This window comes from Microbacterium sp. Leaf159, assembly GCF_001423615.1.
Taxonomy (GTDB): Bacteria; Actinomycetota; Actinomycetes; order Actinomycetales; family Microbacteriaceae; genus Microbacterium.
Window position 1 is genome coordinate 1543590 of sequence record NZ_LMOU01000001.1, and the last position, 16820, is coordinate 1560409.

Annotated in this window: 18 protein-coding genes; 6 read left to right on the top strand and 12 right to left on the bottom strand. The window is 69.1% G+C overall.

What is annotated here, in order from left to right; translation table 11 throughout:
- A partial coding sequence (locus ASF80_RS07375) for a sugar ABC transporter substrate-binding protein (RefSeq protein ID WP_056309368.1) occupies nt 1–1274 on the bottom strand: 1274 nt, incomplete at its 3' end.
- A 144-nt stretch (nt 1275–1418) separates the two neighbouring features.
- On the opposite strand from ASF80_RS07375, the gene ASF80_RS07380 reads away from it, so the two are divergent.
- The 4 genes from ASF80_RS07380 (at nt 1419) to ASF80_RS07395 (ending at nt 4721) form a co-directional block, all read left to right on the top strand.
- Nucleotides 1419–2678 carry an LCP family protein gene (locus ASF80_RS07380; protein ID WP_056309370.1) on the top strand — a complete coding sequence of 420 codons (1260 nt, stop codon included), beginning with the start codon at nt 1419–1421 and terminating at the stop codon, nt 2676–2678.
- Nucleotides 2679–2695: 17 nt separating this feature from the next.
- Nucleotides 2696–3556, top strand: coding sequence for a spermidine synthase (locus ASF80_RS07385; RefSeq protein ID WP_056309373.1), 861 nt, complete (start codon nt 2696–2698; stop codon nt 3554–3556).
- Between the two features lie 102 nt (nt 3557–3658).
- Nucleotides 3659–4186 (top strand): hypothetical protein, encoded by a 528-nt coding sequence (locus ASF80_RS07390; RefSeq protein ID WP_056309374.1) that lies wholly within the window; start codon nt 3659–3661, stop codon nt 4184–4186.
- A 46-nt stretch (nt 4187–4232) separates the two neighbouring features.
- Nucleotides 4233–4721 carry a SprT-like domain-containing protein gene (locus ASF80_RS07395; protein ID WP_056309376.1) on the top strand — a complete coding sequence of 163 codons (489 nt, stop codon included), beginning with the start codon at nt 4233–4235 and terminating at the stop codon, nt 4719–4721.
- A 35-nt stretch (nt 4722–4756) separates the two neighbouring features.
- Here ASF80_RS07395 and ASF80_RS07400 read toward each other — a convergent pair whose 3' ends face one another.
- The 11 genes from ASF80_RS07400 to ASF80_RS07450 all read right to left on the bottom strand — a co-directional run bounded on the left by ASF80_RS07400 (nt 4757) and on the right by ASF80_RS07450 (nt 14587).
- Complete coding sequence (locus tag ASF80_RS07400) at nt 4757–5254, bottom strand: DUF3054 domain-containing protein (RefSeq protein ID WP_056309378.1); 498 nt, start codon at nt 5252–5254, stop codon at nt 4757–4759.
- A 72-nt stretch (nt 5255–5326) separates the two neighbouring features.
- Nucleotides 5327–5983, bottom strand: a complete 657-nt coding sequence (locus ASF80_RS07405; RefSeq protein WP_056309380.1) for a 2-phosphosulfolactate phosphatase — start codon at nt 5981–5983, stop codon at nt 5327–5329.
- Between the two features lie 96 nt (nt 5984–6079).
- The gene (locus ASF80_RS07410) at nt 6080–7552 is read right to left on the bottom strand and encodes an ABC transporter permease (RefSeq protein WP_056309382.1); all 1473 of its coding nucleotides are present in this window, start codon (nt 7550–7552) and stop codon (nt 6080–6082) included.
- Nucleotides 7549–8310, bottom strand: coding sequence for an ABC transporter ATP-binding protein (locus tag ASF80_RS07415; protein ID WP_056309384.1), 762 nt, complete (start codon nt 8308–8310; stop codon nt 7549–7551). Before ASF80_RS07415 ends, ASF80_RS07410 begins: the two co-directional genes overlap by 4 nt.
- 92 nt (nt 8311–8402) lie before the next feature.
- Entirely contained in the window at nt 8403–9038 is a 636-nt protein-coding gene (locus ASF80_RS07420; protein WP_056309386.1) for a response regulator, read from the bottom strand.
- Nucleotides 9035–10210, bottom strand: a complete 1176-nt coding sequence (locus tag ASF80_RS07425; RefSeq protein ID WP_056309388.1) for a histidine kinase — start codon at nt 10208–10210, stop codon at nt 9035–9037. The genes ASF80_RS07420 and ASF80_RS07425 overlap by 4 nt, the downstream gene beginning before the upstream one ends.
- A gap of 64 nt (nt 10211–10274) precedes the next feature.
- A complete protein-coding gene (locus ASF80_RS07430) occupies nt 10275–11066 on the bottom strand; it encodes a class I SAM-dependent methyltransferase (RefSeq protein ID WP_056309390.1) in 792 nt (263 codons plus the stop codon).
- Between the two features lie 43 nt (nt 11067–11109).
- The gene (locus ASF80_RS07435) at nt 11110–12270 is read right to left on the bottom strand and encodes an AMP-binding protein (RefSeq protein WP_056309391.1); all 1161 of its coding nucleotides are present in this window, start codon (nt 12268–12270) and stop codon (nt 11110–11112) included.
- A 31-nt stretch (nt 12271–12301) separates the two neighbouring features.
- Entirely contained in the window at nt 12302–13213 is a 912-nt protein-coding gene (locus ASF80_RS07440; RefSeq protein WP_056309393.1) for a 1,4-dihydroxy-2-naphthoyl-CoA synthase, read from the bottom strand.
- Nucleotides 13214–13293: 80 nt separating this feature from the next.
- Entirely contained in the window at nt 13294–14253 is a 960-nt protein-coding gene (locus ASF80_RS07445; protein ID WP_056309395.1) for a permease prefix domain 1-containing protein, read from the bottom strand.
- A 1-nt stretch (nt 14254) separates the two neighbouring features.
- Entirely contained in the window at nt 14255–14587 is a 333-nt protein-coding gene (locus ASF80_RS07450) for a PadR family transcriptional regulator (protein ID WP_056309397.1), read from the bottom strand.
- 89 nt (nt 14588–14676) lie between these two features.
- Between ASF80_RS07450 and ASF80_RS07455 the strand changes: the two genes are divergently transcribed.
- On the top strand, nt 14677–15696 hold the full coding sequence (locus tag ASF80_RS07455; RefSeq protein ID WP_056309399.1) for a GNAT family N-acetyltransferase: 1020 nt from the start codon (nt 14677–14679) through the stop codon (nt 15694–15696).
- A gap of 59 nt (nt 15697–15755) precedes the next feature.
- Nucleotides 15756–16733: an o-succinylbenzoate synthase gene (locus ASF80_RS07460; protein ID WP_056309402.1), complete on the top strand. Its 978-nt coding sequence runs from the start codon at nt 15756–15758 to the stop codon at nt 16731–16733.
- Nucleotides 16734–16820 lie beyond the last annotated feature (87 nt).

The window sequence follows — 16820 nt, forward strand, 5'->3', positions numbered from 1 at the left end:
GTCATCTCAGCAGCGGCATCCTTCGTCGCCGTGGCGACGTCCTTCTGCCCGCTGAGGATCGCCTGGATCATCGAGTTGGTGGTCTTCTTGGCCTGCACGGCGCCGAAGTTCGGGGTCACCGGCACGGATGCGCCACCCTCGACCATCTGCTGCGCGAACGGAGCGACGAGCGGGTCGGTCGAGGCCAGGGCCTCTTCCATCGCCGACTGGACTCCGGGGAAGTATCCGGTCTCGTCGGCCCACTTCTCGGCGAACTCGCCCGTGGTCATGAGCTTGACGAACTGCCACGCGAGGTCGGCGTTCTCGGTCGTGTTGAAGACCGACAGGTGCGAGCCGCCGAGCACGGACGGAGCGATTCCGCCGTCCTCACCGGGGATCACAGCGGCGCCGATCTTGCCATCGAGCTCGGGGTTCGCCTCGATCAGAGCCTTCGGAGTCCACGAGCCCGAGAGCATCATGGCGACGTTGCCCTGCGTGAACGAGTCACGGAGGTCCGTCTCCTTCCACGTGGTGGCGCCGGCCGACGAGAAGCCGTGCTCGGTCGCGAGTCCCGTGTAGAACTCGATGCCGGCCTGCGACTCCTTGCTGTCGAGCTCACTCGTCCAGGTCTTGCCGTCGAGGGTCGCGACCTCGCCGCCCGCGCCCCACACCCAGGGGTAGACCTGGAACTCGGCGTCTCCGGCGACGGGGAAGGGGAGCATGTCGGGCTTGGCGGCCTTGATGGCCTCACCGGCGGTGACGATGTCGTCCCAGGTCTTCGGGGCCTCGAGGCCGAGCTCCTCGAACACGTCGGTGCGGTAGACGATCGAGCGGACACCGGCGTACCACGGCATGCCGTAGAGCTCGTCCTCGTAGGTCCCGGCGACCGCGAGGCCCTCGACGAGGTCGTCGCGCAGGCCCTTCTCGGCGTCGACGTACTCGTCGAGCGGCTCGAGCGCGCCCGCGTCGGCGAACTCGGCGGTCCAGGTCGTGCCGGTCTCGGCGATGTCGGGCGTGGTGCCACCGGCGATCGACGTGACGAAGCGGTCGTGGGCGTCGGCCCACTGGATCTCCTCGATCTTGACCGTGGCTCCGGTCTCGTCTTCGAAGGCGTCCGAGACCTCGTCGTAGAACGCGCTCGCGTCGGGGTTGGTGCCCTTCATGATCCAGACGGTGAGCTCCTGGCCCTCTCCGTCGACGGCTCCACCGTTGTCGGCGCCACCGCCGGCGCAGGCCGCCAGGCCCAGGGTGGCCACGGCGCCGAGCGCCACGGCCGGAAGAATGCGCTTGTGCATCAGGGTTCTCCTCTTTGAACGTCCTGGCGGCATCGGGTGCCTACCACGTAGGAAAAAGTATTCATCACTAACTAATTCCCTGCAAGTTATTCTCAGAAACGTCATGCGGCCGTAACATCGTGCTCCGCGGGTAGGCTCTGCGGCATGTCAGGGGCTCTCGACGACGCGAAGCGCACCACGGTCGCGCGCCATGCCGACCTGCCGACACCGAGTGCGCTGTCGACCTTCCTCAAGCTCCTCGGCGTCGCGCTGAGCGTGCTCCTCGTCTCCTCCATCGCCGTGGCCGGCTTCGTCTTCGTCGATGTACTGAACAGGGTCGGCGAGGGCGCGGTCGCACTGGAGGACGACGCGGAGGTGGCCCCTCCCTCACTCGGCGCCTACCCGAGCGACAAGGCCTTCAGCATCCTCATCGTAGGCACGGACGAGTGCGGAGAGGTCTCGACGCAGCTGCTCGGTGAGCGCTGCGAGAAGAGCGACGAGGGGTCACGCAACGATGTGAACCTGCTCGTGCATGTGTCGGCGGCTCCCCGCAACGTCACCGTCGTGTCGTTCCCCCGCGACCTGATGGTCGAGGTTCCCGAGTGCACGCGCGACGACGGCTCGACCGCGTCGTCGATGGCGAAGGCACCGCTCAACTCGCTCTTCGACCACGCCGGCATCTCGTGCATCGCGAAGACCGTCAGCGACCTCAGCGGCATCCCTATTGAGTTCGCGGCCAAGATCAGCTTCGACGGCGTGATCGCGATCACCGACGCGATCGGCGGGGTCGAGGTGTGCGTCGCCGGCGAGGGCATCCATGATTCGCAGGCGGGCATCGATCTACCCGTGGGGACCCACACCGTCTCGGGAGCGAACGCTCTCGCCTTCATCCGCACCAGACACGGTGTGGGCGACGAGAGCGACCTCGCCCGCATCTCGAACCAGCAGCAGTACATGTCGCGTCTGGCGAAGAAGATCCTGAGCGCAGAGACGCTGACCGATCCGTCGAAGGTGCTGCGACTGATGAACACGGTCGCCGACAACATCGTGCCCAGTGAATCGCTCAGCAACGCGCTCACCCTCACCCAGCTCGCGCTGGCATTGAAGGACGTGCGGTTCTCGGACTTCGTCTTCGTGCAGTACCCGAATCTGGACGACCCCGACAACCCGGGGATCAAGGTCGTTCCCGACTATGACGCCGCCGAACCGCTCTGGGCGGCGCTGATCGCCGGCGAGCCGATCACGCTCTCGGGCGACGTCGCGACGAATCGCAGCGTCGAACTCGCGACCCCGCCCGCGACCGGAGAGACCCCCGAGACCGCCGCCCCGTCCGAGGTGCCCGAGACCCGCGCGACGCTGCCTCCGGAGATCTCGGGTCAGAGCGTCGATCAGGACACCTGCTCGGTCGGCAACCAGGCGAAGTGAGCGCGTAGTCTCGGATCATGGGCAGGACGCGAGCACGAGACACCGAGCATCCTCAGGCCCGACTCGACCACGGCGGCATCGCGCGCATCGTGCCGTCGGAGTTCACGAGCGGGTTCGAGCTCATCGTCGACGACACCCCGCAGTCGCACGTCGACCTGGACGACCCCACCCATCTGCACTTCGAGTACATCGTGCGCATGGGCGCGGTGATCGACCAGCTGCCGACCGGTCCCCTCACCGCCGTGCATCTCGGCGCCGGCGCACTGACCATCCCCCGTTACATCGATGCCACGAGGCCCGGCTCCCGCCAGCAGGTCATCGAGCTCGAGGCGCCGTTGGCGACCCTCGTGCGCGAGCACCTTCCGCTGCCCAAGGGCGCCGCGATCCGACTGCGCATCGGTGATGCCCGCGAGGGCGTCAAGCGACTGCCGGCGGCCATCATCGGCAGCTGCGACCTGGTCGTCTCGGACGTGTACTCGGGTGCGCAGACGCCCGCCCACCTGACCAGCCTGGAGTTCTACCGCGAGCTCGCAGAACTGCTCTCCCCCGGCGGCGTCCTGCTCGTGAACGTCGCAGACGGCCCCGGCCTCGCCTTCGCCCGCCGACAGGTCGCGACGATCGCGGAGGTGCTTCCCGAGATCGGAGTCCTCGCCGACACGCAGGTGCTCAAGGGACGCCGCTTCGGCAACCTCGTGATCGCCGCCTCGGCCGCACCGCTGCCCACCGAGTGGCTGCCGCGGATGCTCGCGGCAGGCCCCCATCCGGCCAAGATCGCCCAGGGCGCCGAGGTGACCGCCTTCGTGCAGGGCGCGCGAGTCGTGACAGATGCGGATGCCGTGGCATCCCCCCGCCCGGACGCATCGCTCTTCCTGCGCTGAGCGCATCGATCTCGATCCGGATGCGAGCCCGTGGGGCGTGCCGCCCCGACGAGCGCGCGGTCGCGAGGCACACTTGTCGGGGGACGCTGCGGAAGGAGAGCAATGAGTTTCATCCAGGGTTACGACCAGGAGAGCCTTCGCGAGCTGGTCGACCTCGGTGAATGTGCGGCACGGCTCGAGGAGATCGAGGGCCAGCGCAGTCTTCCCGCACTGCTGGAGCGCGTCTGGCTGCTGAAGGTCCTCGACCGTCTCGACGAAGCCCTTCCGCTCGCCGATGAGGCCGTCCGCCAGTCGCGCATGGCCGGCACCCGCAAGGACGTCCTCCGTGCACGCGTGCTGCACGCCACGATCCTGCAGCACCGCGGAGCCTATGCCGCGGCCGAGCAGGAGCTCGCGACCTGCGCGGCGGAGGCCGAAGGGCAGCGCTGGGTGTCGATCGCCGCTTTCGCGCACCACCATCACGGCAAGAACGCGTACGAGGCCGGCGACTACGAGACGGCCCGCGAGAGCTTCAAGCAGTCCCTGTTCCTCCGGCGTGAAGCAGGCGCAGAGGATCGTGAGCTCGAGACCGTTCTGCTCGCGATCGAGGCCGCCGAACGCCGCCGTACGTCACAGCTCGTCTCGGGCTGACGCGTTCCTGCGTCGCGATGTCGGCGGCATGGCTTAGCCTGATCGCATGGCGGAACTTGACCGGGTGCGCGTCTGGGGCGAGGCACTGATCACGCTGCATCTCGATGACAGCTGGTCGTTCGGCTTCGACAATGCGAAGCGTCGTGCCGGGCAGTGCGATTACACGAAGAAACGCATCACCGTGTCGCGCTATCTGGCGGCGCGTTTCGAGGACGACGAGATCCATCAGGTGCTGCTGCACGAGGTCGCGCACGCGCTGGCCGGGCATGAGGCGGCTCATGGCTCAGCCTGGAAGCGGGTGGCCCGCGACCTCGGCTACGTCGGCGGAACGACGCACCACGGCGAGACAGCGGTCGAGCTCGCACCGTGGGTGGGTGCATGCCCCTCGGGTCACGTCACCTACCGCCACCGGCGTCCCTCGCGGGCGACGTCGTGCGCGCGGTGCTCGCGGTCGTACGACGCTCGTTATCTCTTCGAATGGACGCGCCGCGAGATCACGGCCGACACCCGGCTCGCAGCGCAGATATCGCGCTGAGCCGCCGTCGCACCGGCACGGTCACTCGGAACGGGTCAGCGTGAGTGCTGGTCCGAGTCGGGATCATCGTCGCGTGTCTGCGACGGCTCTGCGGCTGCGCTCCCTTCGGCTGCGTCCGCGTCGGCGGGGGTCGCGTCATGCGCCCTTTCGTCCGCACTACGGTTGTCGCGAGCACGTGCCGCACGGCGACGGAGCAGTGCTGCGACAGCGCGCCACCCGATCAGGAAGACTCCGAGCACGAGCGTCGCGACGATGATGAAGGCGACCTGAGCGGTGTCGCCCGAGGCGACGCGAAGGAGCAGCCCCCCGACGACCGTGACGGCCCAGACGACCGCGCCCCAGGCGAGCGACCAGGGCCGGCGCGGCCTGCCCGGAAGCAGCGCGGCGACGAAGTGGCCGACGAGGAGCGCGACGATGAAGGGCCAGGCGGTCAGCAGGAATCCGCCGGGATCCTCGTCGTGCGACGCACGACCGATCACGGCGAAGACGAGCACCAGGACGGCGTCGAGGACGAGAGCGGGGACGAACCTCATGCCACGACCCTACGTCGAGGGCGCCGAAACAGGTGCCGAGTGCGCGGCCTGTTGCCCGAGTGGGTCGACGTATCAGTCGAAGGCGACGAACAGCCCGTCGCGGAGCACGGGAACGACATCGTGCGCGTCGAGTTCGGCGGCGGCGACGGTCGACGTGGGGACGAGCCCTGCCGATGTGATCCGCCCTGTCGCGTCCACACCTTCAGCGATCTCGCGCGCGGATCCGCTGGCGCTGATCATGTGCCGCAGAGCCCTCTTGAGAGCCCGGAATCCTTCAGCGGCGACCGCCGCGTCCGGAGCGGTGTGGTCGATGCCGAGATCCGTCAAAGCGGCGATGACCGCGCCTGAGCCGAGGTGGTCCTCCACCGCGAAGCGCACGACTCCTGCAGCATCCGCCTCTCCTGCGGCGATCACGGCGACCGAGGTGCGGGCCTGCCTGCGCTCCTGCACCGTCGCCACGGCGCGCGCCACGGCCGAGGCGTTGCGAAGGCTGCCGACGAGCACCACGGATTCCGCCGCACGCGCGGCGACCGCGGCACCGTTGCGGGACCAGCCGACGGCATCCTCGAGAGAGACCGACGATCCGGATGCGACCGCATCCGCCACCGTCGACGAGAAGCGCAGGACGTCGACGACCACGACGACGTCGGCGGACGCGAGACGGTCGAGCCCGTCGACGCCCCAGTCGAGGCGCACCTGATACGTGGACTGATCGAACGGAGACGGCATCCGTCCAGCCTAGAACGACGCCGCACGAGCCCAGGCCCCGATGACGAACCGAGTCATCGGGGCCCGGGCGGCTGCAGCTCCCCCGGCCGGCTCGAGTCAGTCGGCGGCGAGCGCCTCGACAGGAGCCACCCGGGTGGCGAGCCTGGTCGGTGCGGCGGCGGCGACCAGGGTGAGCACGGCGGTCGCCGCGACGATGATGACGATCGGCAGCCAGGGCACGTGCGGTGCGACGAGCCCCGCCGGTTCGAAGTCCGGAAGCGTGGGCGTCGAGCCGAGCAGCGACTGCGCCGCGATCCATCCGTAGACGATGCCGAGGACGAGACCGGTCAGAGTGGCTGCGACCGTGATGTGTGTGGCCTCGAGCAGCACCATGCGGCGCACCTGACCGTTGGACAGGCCGATCGATCTCAGCAGCCCGAGTTCACGGCGGCGCTGCACGACCCCGATCGTGAGCAGGTTGACGAGTCCGACGGCGGCGATGACCGCCGACACGGCCACGAGGACCATCATCACGGCGGCGAACGCGTCGAACGGCGTGAAGAACTCTGCGGGGATGTCGCCCTCGACCTGGCCTATCAGCATCTGTTTGACCGACTCGAGCGCGACGGCGAACATCGTGACGAGCGTGACGCCCATGACCACGCCGATCGCCATGCGGGACGACCGCTCGGGGTAGCGCAGCGCGTTCTCTGCGGCGAGCCGCGCGGTGGCGCTCGATCCGAACATCCGCCCCACCAGACGCAGCACGGGCGGCATGAACAGCACCGAGCCGAGTGCGAGCCCTGTGAACGAGAGCAGTCCTCCGAAGAAGGCGACGACGACACCGAGCGGATGCACCAGCCCCACCACCACGCCCGCTGCGAGGAGGACCGCGCCCGAGACGAGCAGCACCCAGGCACCGATGTGGCGACCGGCGCGCGAGACCTCTTCGTGGGTGCGCTCGACCGAGCCGCCGATCGCCTGCAGCGGCGTGACCGCGAGGACCCTGCGGGATCCGGCCCAGGCCGCAGCCCATGTGGTCAGGGCGACGCCCACGGCAGGCAGAGCGATGAACGGCTGTGCGAGCGAGAACCCCTCCGACACGTTCGCGATGAGGCTGCTGCCGATCTGGACGCCGATCGCGGCGATTCCCAGTCCCGCGAGCAGGCCGAGGGCTGCGCCGATGACGCCGACGACGAATCCCTGCTTCCCCACCTCCGCGCGCTGCGACCGAGCGGTCGCACCGATCAGGCGCATGAGTGCGATCTGACGCGTGCGGCCCGCGATGATCGTCGAGAACGTGTTGGCGGTGACGATCGCCGCGACGTACATCGCGACGCCCGTGAGCAGGATCGAGAGCAGGCCGACGATGAAGGCGAGGGTCTCGCTGTCGCCGATGAACGGGTCGGCCTGCAGCACTGCGCCCAGATAGGCGGTGGTCTCGACCAGCACCACTCCGAACGCAGCAGAAAGAGCGGCGACGAGGATGCTGGCACCCATGCCGCGGTCGCGCAGCCAGCTGAGGCGCGGACCGGTCGCCGTGGTCTGCGGCACGACCGTGCGGGTCGGGGAGTCGATGACGGCGCTCATGCCGCCACCTCGGCGGCGAGCATGTACGCCGAGATCTCCTCGGCGCTCTGGCGGGGGTGGTCGGCGACGATGCGTCCGTCACCGAGGAAGAGCACGCGGTCCGCGTGGCTGGCCGCGATCGCGTCGTGGGTCACCATCGCGATGGACTGCCCGTGCTCGCGGCTCGCCGTGGCCAGCAGCTGCAGCACCTCGCGCCCGGTCTTGGAGTCGAGGTTCCCGGTCGGCTCGTCCGCGAAGACGAGATCGGGCGCGGTGGCAAGGGCTCTCGCGATCGCGACGCGCTGCTGCTGTCCTCCCGAGAGCTGATGCGGACGGTGCTGCAAACGGGAGCCGAGCCCGAGCGTCTCGATCAGTCCGTCGATGCGGGCCTTCTCGATCGCGCTGGGGCGTCGGCCGTCGAGTTCGAACGGCAGCATGATGTTTCCGAGCGCCGTGAGAGTCGGCACCAGGTTGAATGCCTGGAAGATGAAGCCGACGCGGCGGCGGCGCAGGATCGTCAGATCGAGGTCGCCGAGGCCGGTGATCTCGGTGTCTCCGATCCAGGCGCGTCCCTGCGTGGGGGTGTCGAGGCCCGCCATGATGTGCATGAGCGTGGACTTGCCCGAGCCGGAGGGGCCCATGATCGCGGTGAACTGACCGCGGCGGATGCCGACGCTGACGTCGTCGAGCGCGCGGACGGTTCCCTCGCCGGCGCCGTAGGTCTTGTCGAGGTGCTGGACGCGGGCCGCGAGCCCGAGGTCGGTGGTCGTGATCTCCATGCTTCGACGCTACGGAGCGCTCCCCCGTCGCCGCGTCGCCCTGGCGACGCATCCGCGTACATCGCAAGGATGATCCCGCGATCGACCTCGAGTCAGGCGAGTCCGTGCTCGAACGCGAAGACGACGAGCTGCACACGGTCGCGCAGGGCCAGCTTCGTCAGGATGCGGCTGATGTGCGTCTTCACGGTGGCCTCGCTGAGATACTCGCGGGCGGCGATCTCGGAGTTCGAGAGCCCCCTCGCGGCGAGCGCGAAGATCTCGCGCTCACGATCGGTCAGCGACGCGAACTGGGCGGGAACCGGCTTCGGAGCCTCGGCGAAGTGCTCGAACAACTCGCGCGTGGCGGATGCCGCGATCACGCTCGACCCGGAGTGGACGGTGCGGATCGCGGCGAGCAGGAACTCGGGATCCGCATCCTTCAGCAGGAAGCCGCTGGCTCCCTGGCGGATAGCGCGGGCCGCCGCCTCATCGAGGTCGAACGTGGTCAGCATCACGATCTTCGGCGGGTCGGGCTGCCCGAGGATCTCCGCTGTCGCGGTGAGACCGTCCATCACCGGCATCCTGATGTCCATCAGCACGACGTCCGGTCGGGTCACGCGGACCAGTTCGATCGCCTCGCGCCCGTCTCCGGCTTCACCGACCACGTCGATGTCCGGCTGTGATGCGAGCAGCATGCGGATGCCGGCGCGGAAGAGCGACTGATCGTCGACGAGGACGACTCTGATCATGCGGCTTCTCCGATCGGCAGCGAGGCGTGGACGACGAACTGCACGCCCTGACGCTCCGCCTGAAGGCTACCGCCGACCAGCTGGGCGCGTTCGCGCATGCCGATCACGCCGTGCCCGCCGCTCCCCTGCGTCTGCTCGCGGCCGACGGTGTTGCGCACCTGGATGTCGACCCGCTCGGGGAGCCACGCGAGGTGCACGTCGACTGCGCCGTCGCCATGCCGGATGGCGTTGGTGAGCGCCTCCTGCAGGATCCGGTACACGGCGAGCTGGATCGCCCCGGGCGGTTCGCCGGGAGGAGTGGGATCGACCGTGATGCGCGGTTCGATGCCCGCCTGCCGCACCTGAGCGAACAGTGCTTCGAGGTCGGCGAGGGTCGGTTGCGGGCCGTCTCCCTGCCGGTGGCGCAGCTGCGTGAGCAGCAGCCGCACGTCGCTCAGCGCCCCGCGCGCGGTCTGGGCGATGGTGCCCAGCGCCTCGGTCGCCATCTCCGGCTTCGCTGCGGCGGCATACCGGGCGCCGTCCGCCTGCGCGATCACGACGGCGAGAGAGTGCGCGACGATGTCGTGCATGTCGCGGGCGATGCGCACGCGCTCCTGCTCCTCGGCTGCGAGAGACTCCGCCTGCAGCTGCGCAGACCTGGTGCTCCGTGCACGCAGGACCACGCGCCAGAGCAGGCCGCAGACCCAGGCGAACCCGAGCGCGAGCACCGAGAGAACGAGGAGCAGCGTGCCGGTCGTCAGCTGATCCCAGCCGCTCGCACCGGAGGCGACACCGTTGACGGCCACCATGTAGACGGCGGCGACGAGGCCACCGAAGAGCGCCGAGCCGAAACCCCACCAGAGCACGACCCGCGAGCCCCAGGCAGCGGTCGCGTAGAGCACCATCAGGATCGCCAGGTCGATGGGGAGCGGACCGAAGCTCGCCGACATCTGGATGATCGCACCGGCCCAGGCGGCGACGAGTGCGAGCCCCGGGGCGAGTCTGCCGATCGCGACGCCGCCGCACATCAGCAGACCCGCGACGATGACTGCTGCGGCGCCTGCACCGTCGACTCCCACGCCACCCGCCCCCGGTCCGTAGAAGGCGACGGAGAACGGGGTGAGGATGACGAAGAGCAGCGCCGCCCCGACGATGTCGAGGATCAGCGCCGTGCGGGAGAGCGGGCGGATCACTCCTCCACGCTACGGGGCACGGCATCCGCCCCGCATCCGCCTGCAGATGTATCCGCCGGATGCGTCAGGCGCGCGCGATGATCTCTCCGTGCGGCACCAGGTACCAGCCGTCGCCGTCGTCGGCCCAGCGCTTCCAAGCGTCGCTGATCGCCTGCAGGTCCGCGGAGGTCGCCATGTCGCTGTCGACCAGCTGCCGGGCGAGCGCGGACTCGAGGATGCGGTCGGCCCACATGCCGCCCCACCAGGCGCGCTCCTCCGGCGTCGCATAGGTCCAGGTGGAAGTGCTCGCCGTGATGTCGTCGAAACCGGCGGCCCGCGCCCAGGCGAGCAGTCGACGGCCCGCATCGGGTTCGCCGCCGTTCGCCCGCGCGGCTCGTCGATAGAGGTCGAGCCAGCGGTCGAGCTCGGGGATCACCGGGAACCAGATGAAGCCCGCATAGTCGGCGTCGCGCACGGCGACGACCCCGCCCGGCGCCGTGACCCGGCGCATCTCACGGAGCGCCTGCACGGGATCGCCGACGTGCTGCAGCACCTGGTGCGCGTGGACGACGTCGAAGCTGTCGTCGGCGAAGCTCAGGGAGTGGACGTCCTCGACCGAGAAGTCGAGATTCGTGAGACCTTGACTCGCCGCGAGGCCACGCGACAGCGCGAGCGCGTTCTCATCGATCTCGGTGGCCGTGACGTGGCCGACCACGCCGGCGAAGTCGACCGTGATGCTCCCGGGCCCCGCTCCGACGTCGAGAAGCCTCGTGCCGGCCGTGAGGTGCGGGCGCAGGTACTCCGCCGAGTTCGCGATGGTGCGACTGCTGTGAGAGCGGAGGACGGTCTCGTGATGTCCGTGCGTGTAGGTGGCCATGCCTCACTCTTGCAGGAGGTTTCCCGCCCCGGCGAATCGACGGTCAGTGCAGCTCGGCGACGGCTCGTCTGATCGCCTCGCGATCGGGCTTGCCCGACGAGAGCACATCGAGCTCGTCGACGAGGATCAGCCGCGTGGGCCTCGCGTGCTTGCCGAGTTCTTCGGCGACCACGTCCCGAGCATGCGCGAGCTGCTCGGACTCGCTGCGCCGCAGAGCCTCGCCACGAGGAGCTACGATCACCGAGGCCTCACCCCAGTGCTCGTCCTCGACACCCACCACGACCGCTCCGGTGAGCCCGGGGACGCGACGCACCAGCCTCTCGACGCGGTCGAGTGAGATGTTGAGGCCACCGGAGACGATCACGTTGTCGGCTCTGCCGTGCACCCGCACCACGCCGTCGTCCAGGAGCCCGAGATCGCCGGTGTGATACCAGCGGATGCCGTGCTCGTCGTGCGAGAAGTTCTTCGCCGTCAGCTCACCGTCACCGAGATACCCGTCGGCGAGCATCGGACCGGCGATGCGCAGTTCGCCGTCGACCGTCCGCACGCCGACGGTGTCGAGCGGGACGCCGTCGTACACGCATCCTCCGCTGGTCTCCGTGGAGCCGTAGGTGCGCACCAGCCGGATCCCGAGATCGGCCGCGCGGTCGCGCAGCGGCTCGGGCAGCGCCTGACCGCCGACGAGGATCGCGCGGTACGCCTGGAGCGCGGCACGTACGGGCGCATCGTCCGCCGCGTCGAGCAGGGTCGAGAGCTGGGCGGGCACGAGGGACGTGTAGAGGTCGGGCAGGGAGCCGGATGCCCCCGACGACGGTCGGAGCATCGACAGCGTCGACTCGGCGAAGGATGCCGGCGAGAAGCGTCCGCTCAGAGCGACCGGATGCGTGCCCGCGACCAGAGACCGCACGACGACCTGGAGCCCCGCGACGTAGCCCGCGGGGAGGGCGAGCAGCCAGCGGCCCGCACCGATCCGCGCTGCCGTGGCATCCGCGCTCGCACGCAGGGCCTCACCGCTCAGGGCGACGCGCTTGGGGATGCCGCTCGACCCCGACGTCGCGATCACGACCGCGGTACCCTCGGACACCCAGCTCGGGGCGTCTCCGAGCATGCCGAATCCGAGCGCAGGGCCGCCGTCGAGCGCACGGGCGAGAGCCTCACGGAGCTCAGCCGGATCCTCGGCATCCGTCGATCTCAACGCGACCATGTGATCCTCGCTCCGCTCCGTCGTTCCAGGATCAGTAATGCCAGGGGAACGAGGTCCAGTCCGGATCCCGCTTCTCGAGGAACGAGTCCCGCCCCTCGACGGCCTCGTCGGTGCCGTAGGCGAGGCGCGTGGCCTCCCCCGCGAACACCTGCTGGCCCACGAGTCCATCATCGACGGCGTTGAACGCGAACTTCAGCATCCGTATCGCGGTCGGCGACTTGGTGAGCACGGTGCGCGCCATCTTCAGCGCCTCGCGCTCGAGCTCCGCATGCGGCACGACACGGTTCACGGCACCGGCCTCGTAAGCGCGCTGCGCCGAATACTCCTCGGCGAGGAAGAACACCTCTCGAGCGAACTTCTGTCCCGTCTGCCTGGCCATGTACGCCGAGCCGTAGCCCGCATCGAAGCTCCCGACGTCGGCGTCGGTCTGCTTGAACCGCGCTTCTTCGGCAGAGGCGATTGTGAGGTCGCACACGACGTGCAGCGAGTGCCCTCCACCGGCAGCCCAACCGGGGACGACCGCGATGACGACCTTGGGCATGAAGCGGATGAGCCGCTGCACCTCGAGGATGTGCAGGCGGCCGGCGCGGGCCGGATCGTGCACGGTCGTCTCGTCGTCGGAGTACTTGTAGCCGTCGCGTCCGCGGATGCGCTGATCGCCGCCGGAGCAGAACGCCCAGCCCCCGTCCTTCGGGCTCGGACCGTTGCCCGTCAGCAGCACGGCGCCGATGCGCGGATTCTGCCGTGCATCGTCGAGCGCTCGATACAGCTCGTCGACGGTGTGCGGGCGGAAGGCGTTGCGCACCTCCGGGCGGTTGAACGCGATGCGGGCGACCCCGCCATCGATGCTCACATGCGCCGTGATGTCGGTGTAGTCCTCGGCACCGGGCGCGAGCACCCATTCGTCCGGGTCGAACAGGTCTGAGACGAATGCGCTGGTCACAGCATCCAGCCTATTCCTGTGGAGGTTGCAGACGCAGACGGCGCCACCTGCGAGCAGGCGACGCCGTCTGTGCTCCGTGTTCAGATGCGGCGAGCGCGAGCGGTCTTGATCCAGCCGTCGACGATGTCCCAGGTCGGGAAGGCGACGAGGCAGAACCCTGTGATCACTGTGAGGATGCGCATCGTCTCGTCGGTCACACCGCTGTCGGTGAAGACGAAGCTCAGGAACTCGGGGTTGATCAGCGCTCCTTGCAGCAGCAGCGTCATCGACCAGGCGGCGAAGACGACGGCGAGCAGTGTGTTGACCACCGCAGCACCGACCGTCCACCGTCGCTTCGCGTAGACCACGACCGCCAGCAGCGCCTCTGCGGCGAACAGCACGAAGAAGAACGTGATGCCCCACGGCCAGAGCCCCGGGTCGAGGATCGCGATCGGGTCGCCGCCGGTCGGGAAGAAGCCGACGAGTGCGTCCCAGAACACCGCGCCGACCCCGAGAGCCAGGAACACGAGGGAGGCGATCGCATCTGCCCGCCCCGCGCCGTTCTGCGTCGGCTCGGGAAGCTGATCGACATCCCACTTCACACCGGTGTCCGTGCCGGCGCGCTCGAGGATGACGAAGACCAGCGTCACCCAGAAGCCGATGTGCACGACCGAGCCGAGTGTCGCGACGACCGCGGTGCCGATGATCTCGCCGGTCGGAGCACCGTCGAGCAGTTGCCCGAGGACCACCCCTCCGAAGACGCACACCGGGACGATCCAGAGCAGCAGCTTGAGCAGGCGCCACCACACGAGGTAGTACTTCGGGCCGATCAGGTGGAGCGGACGGTCGGCATAGCCGGCGGCGAGGATGCCGGGATCGCCGAGCTCCGTGAGGACCGCGCGCTCGGCGTCCTCAGGGGCCTCGCCCTGCTCGAGCCTGGCATCGATCGCGTCGGCGATGGAGCCTTCGAGTTCGGCGCGCACGTCGCCCTGCACCTCGGGGGTGAGGCTGCGGATCGTGGCGCTGATGTATCGCTCGGTGAGCGTGGCGGTCGTGTTCATGTCAGTTCTCCTCAGCTGTGAGGGTCGCGATCGCAGTCGTGAGCGATCGCCATTCTTCGGTCAGGGTGTCGGCGAGCCGGATGCCGGCCTCCGAGGTGCGGTAGAACTTGCGCGGCCGCGCCTCGTCGGTGTTCCACTCGCTCGTGAGGTACTCCTGCTTCTCGAGCCTGCGAAGCAGCGGGTACAGCGTGTTCGCGTCGGTGGCGAAGCCTCGGCGCTCGAGTTCCTCGAGCAGCGCGTAGCCGTACCCCGCCGTGCGCAGCAGCTGCAGACAGGCCAGCACCACGGTGCCGCGACGCAATTCCTGCAGATGCGTGTCGAGGGTTTCGTTCATGTCCGTCACAGTACTGTGTGTCACACACTATTGTCAATCACACATTTATGTAGCGCCCGTCAGTCACGTCCACGAAGTACCGTGGGCGCATGGCCATCGAGATCTCGCGCATCGATCCGTTCGATCCTGTCGAGATGGGTGCCTGGTGGGAGGCGTATTCGGCAGCCGAGCGCGCGGACCGCGGTGCGGACGCTGTCGTGTGGTCGCTCGCGGAATCCCGCAGCGAGCTGCAGCAGGAATCCGCCGTCGTCGATCGGCGGGCCTACCTGCTGCGCGACGGCGATGAGGTGGTCGGCTCCGCGAGCCTCGCTCTGCCACTCAAAGACAACACGCACACAGCCCACCTGGCGGTGAGCGTGCCGCCGCGCCACCGACGACGCGGCATCGGATCGGCCGCGCTGGCGTTCCTTGAGGGCGAAGCCGTGGCATCCGCCCGGACCACCGCGCACGGCTCGACGTCCTGGCCCTACGAACGCGGATCGGAGGGAGCCGATTCCCCCGGGCGCGAGTTCGCCCGCGCGCACGGATACGCGCTCGCCCTCGGCGACGTGCAGAGCAGACTCGACCTGCCCGTCGATCCCGCACTGCTCGATCGGCTCGAGACCGACATCGCCGGCTCGACCGACGGCTATGAGCTCCGCAGCTGGGTCGGTCGCGTCCCCGACGACGTCGTGGAACGCTGGACGATCCTCGACGCGACTCTCGAGACCGAGGCACCGACCGGCGAACTAGACATCGAGCCGCAGAAGCCCGATGTCGACAGCATCCGCGAGAGCGAGGAGCTGATCGACCGACAGCGGCGCCTCTCGTTCGGCACCATCGCCCTCGCTCCGGACGGCGACGCGGCCGCGTACTCCCAGCTGGTGGTCTCCCGCGACGACGGGAACGCCTACCAGTGGCGAACCCTCGTGCGCGCGGCCGACCGCGGGCATCGGCTCGGCCTCGCCGTGAAGGTCGCCAATCTGCGGATGCTGCACCGCGAGGCGCCCCGAACGACAGCGGTCTACACCTACAACGCCGAGTCCAACGCGCACATGCTCGCCGTCAACACGCTGCTCGGCTTCCGGCCGAGCGAGCGACTCGGCGAGCTGCAGAAGCGACTGACCTGACTCACCCCCTTCGGCACGGCGGATGCCGTCCGCGCGCGGGCACAGAGCAGAATGAGCACATGCTCCCACCGCTCGCAGACCTGCTCAGCTCGGCCCGGATCGTCGCGCTGCCGATGCACACCCGATTCCGCGGGGTCGACACCAGGGAGGCGCTGCTCTTCGAAGGACCGCAGGGCTGGGCGGAGTTCTCCCCGTTCCTCGAGTATGAGGACGCGGAGGCGGCGACCTGGCTCGCGGCTGCGATCGACTTCGCCTGGAGGCCGCAGCCCGAGCCGCTGCGCGAGCGGATCGGGGTCAACGCCACGATCCCGGCGATCGAGGCATCGCGGGTGGCGGAGGTGCTGGCGCGATTCGCCGGATGCCGCACCGCCAAGGTCAAGGTCGCGGAGCCCGGGCAGACGCTCACCGACGACATCGACCGAGTCCGAGCAGTGCGCGATGTCATGGGTCCCGAGGGTCGCATCCGCATCGACGCCAACGGACTGTGGAACGTCGACGAGGCCGAGCACGCGGTGCACGCTCTCAACGAGTTCGATCTGGAGTACGTCGAGCAGCCGTGCGCCACGGTGCCCGAACTCGCCGAGGTGCGCACCCGCGTGAAGTACATGGGCATCCCGGTCGCCGCCGACGAGAGCATCCGCAAGTCGTCCGACCCGCTCGCGGTCGCTCGCGAGAAGGCCGCCGACCTGCTCGTGATCAAGGCCCAGCCGCTCGGCGGCATCACACACGCGCTGCAGATCATCACCGCCGCGGGTCTGCCGGTCGTGGTCTCCAGCGCGCTCGACACCGCGGTCGGTCTCTCTCAGGGCGCGGCTCTCGCGGCCGCCCTCCCGACCCTCGACTACGACTGCGGGCTCGGCACCGCGTCGCTCTTCCTCGACGACGTCGCCGACCGCCGCCCCGTCGACGGCTCGATCCCCGCAGCGCGCGTCACCCCGGATGCAGCGGCGCTCACGCGTCTCGCAGCCTCGGACGAGCGTCGCGACTGGTGGCTCGATCGCCTCGCGCGGTGCTACGCGGTGCTCGACGCGCGCTGACCTCACGCTTCACCTGCATGCCAAGATCACGGATGCAGGTCGCGATCGCCCGTCTCAGCAGGCATCCGTCATCCCGGCATGCATTTG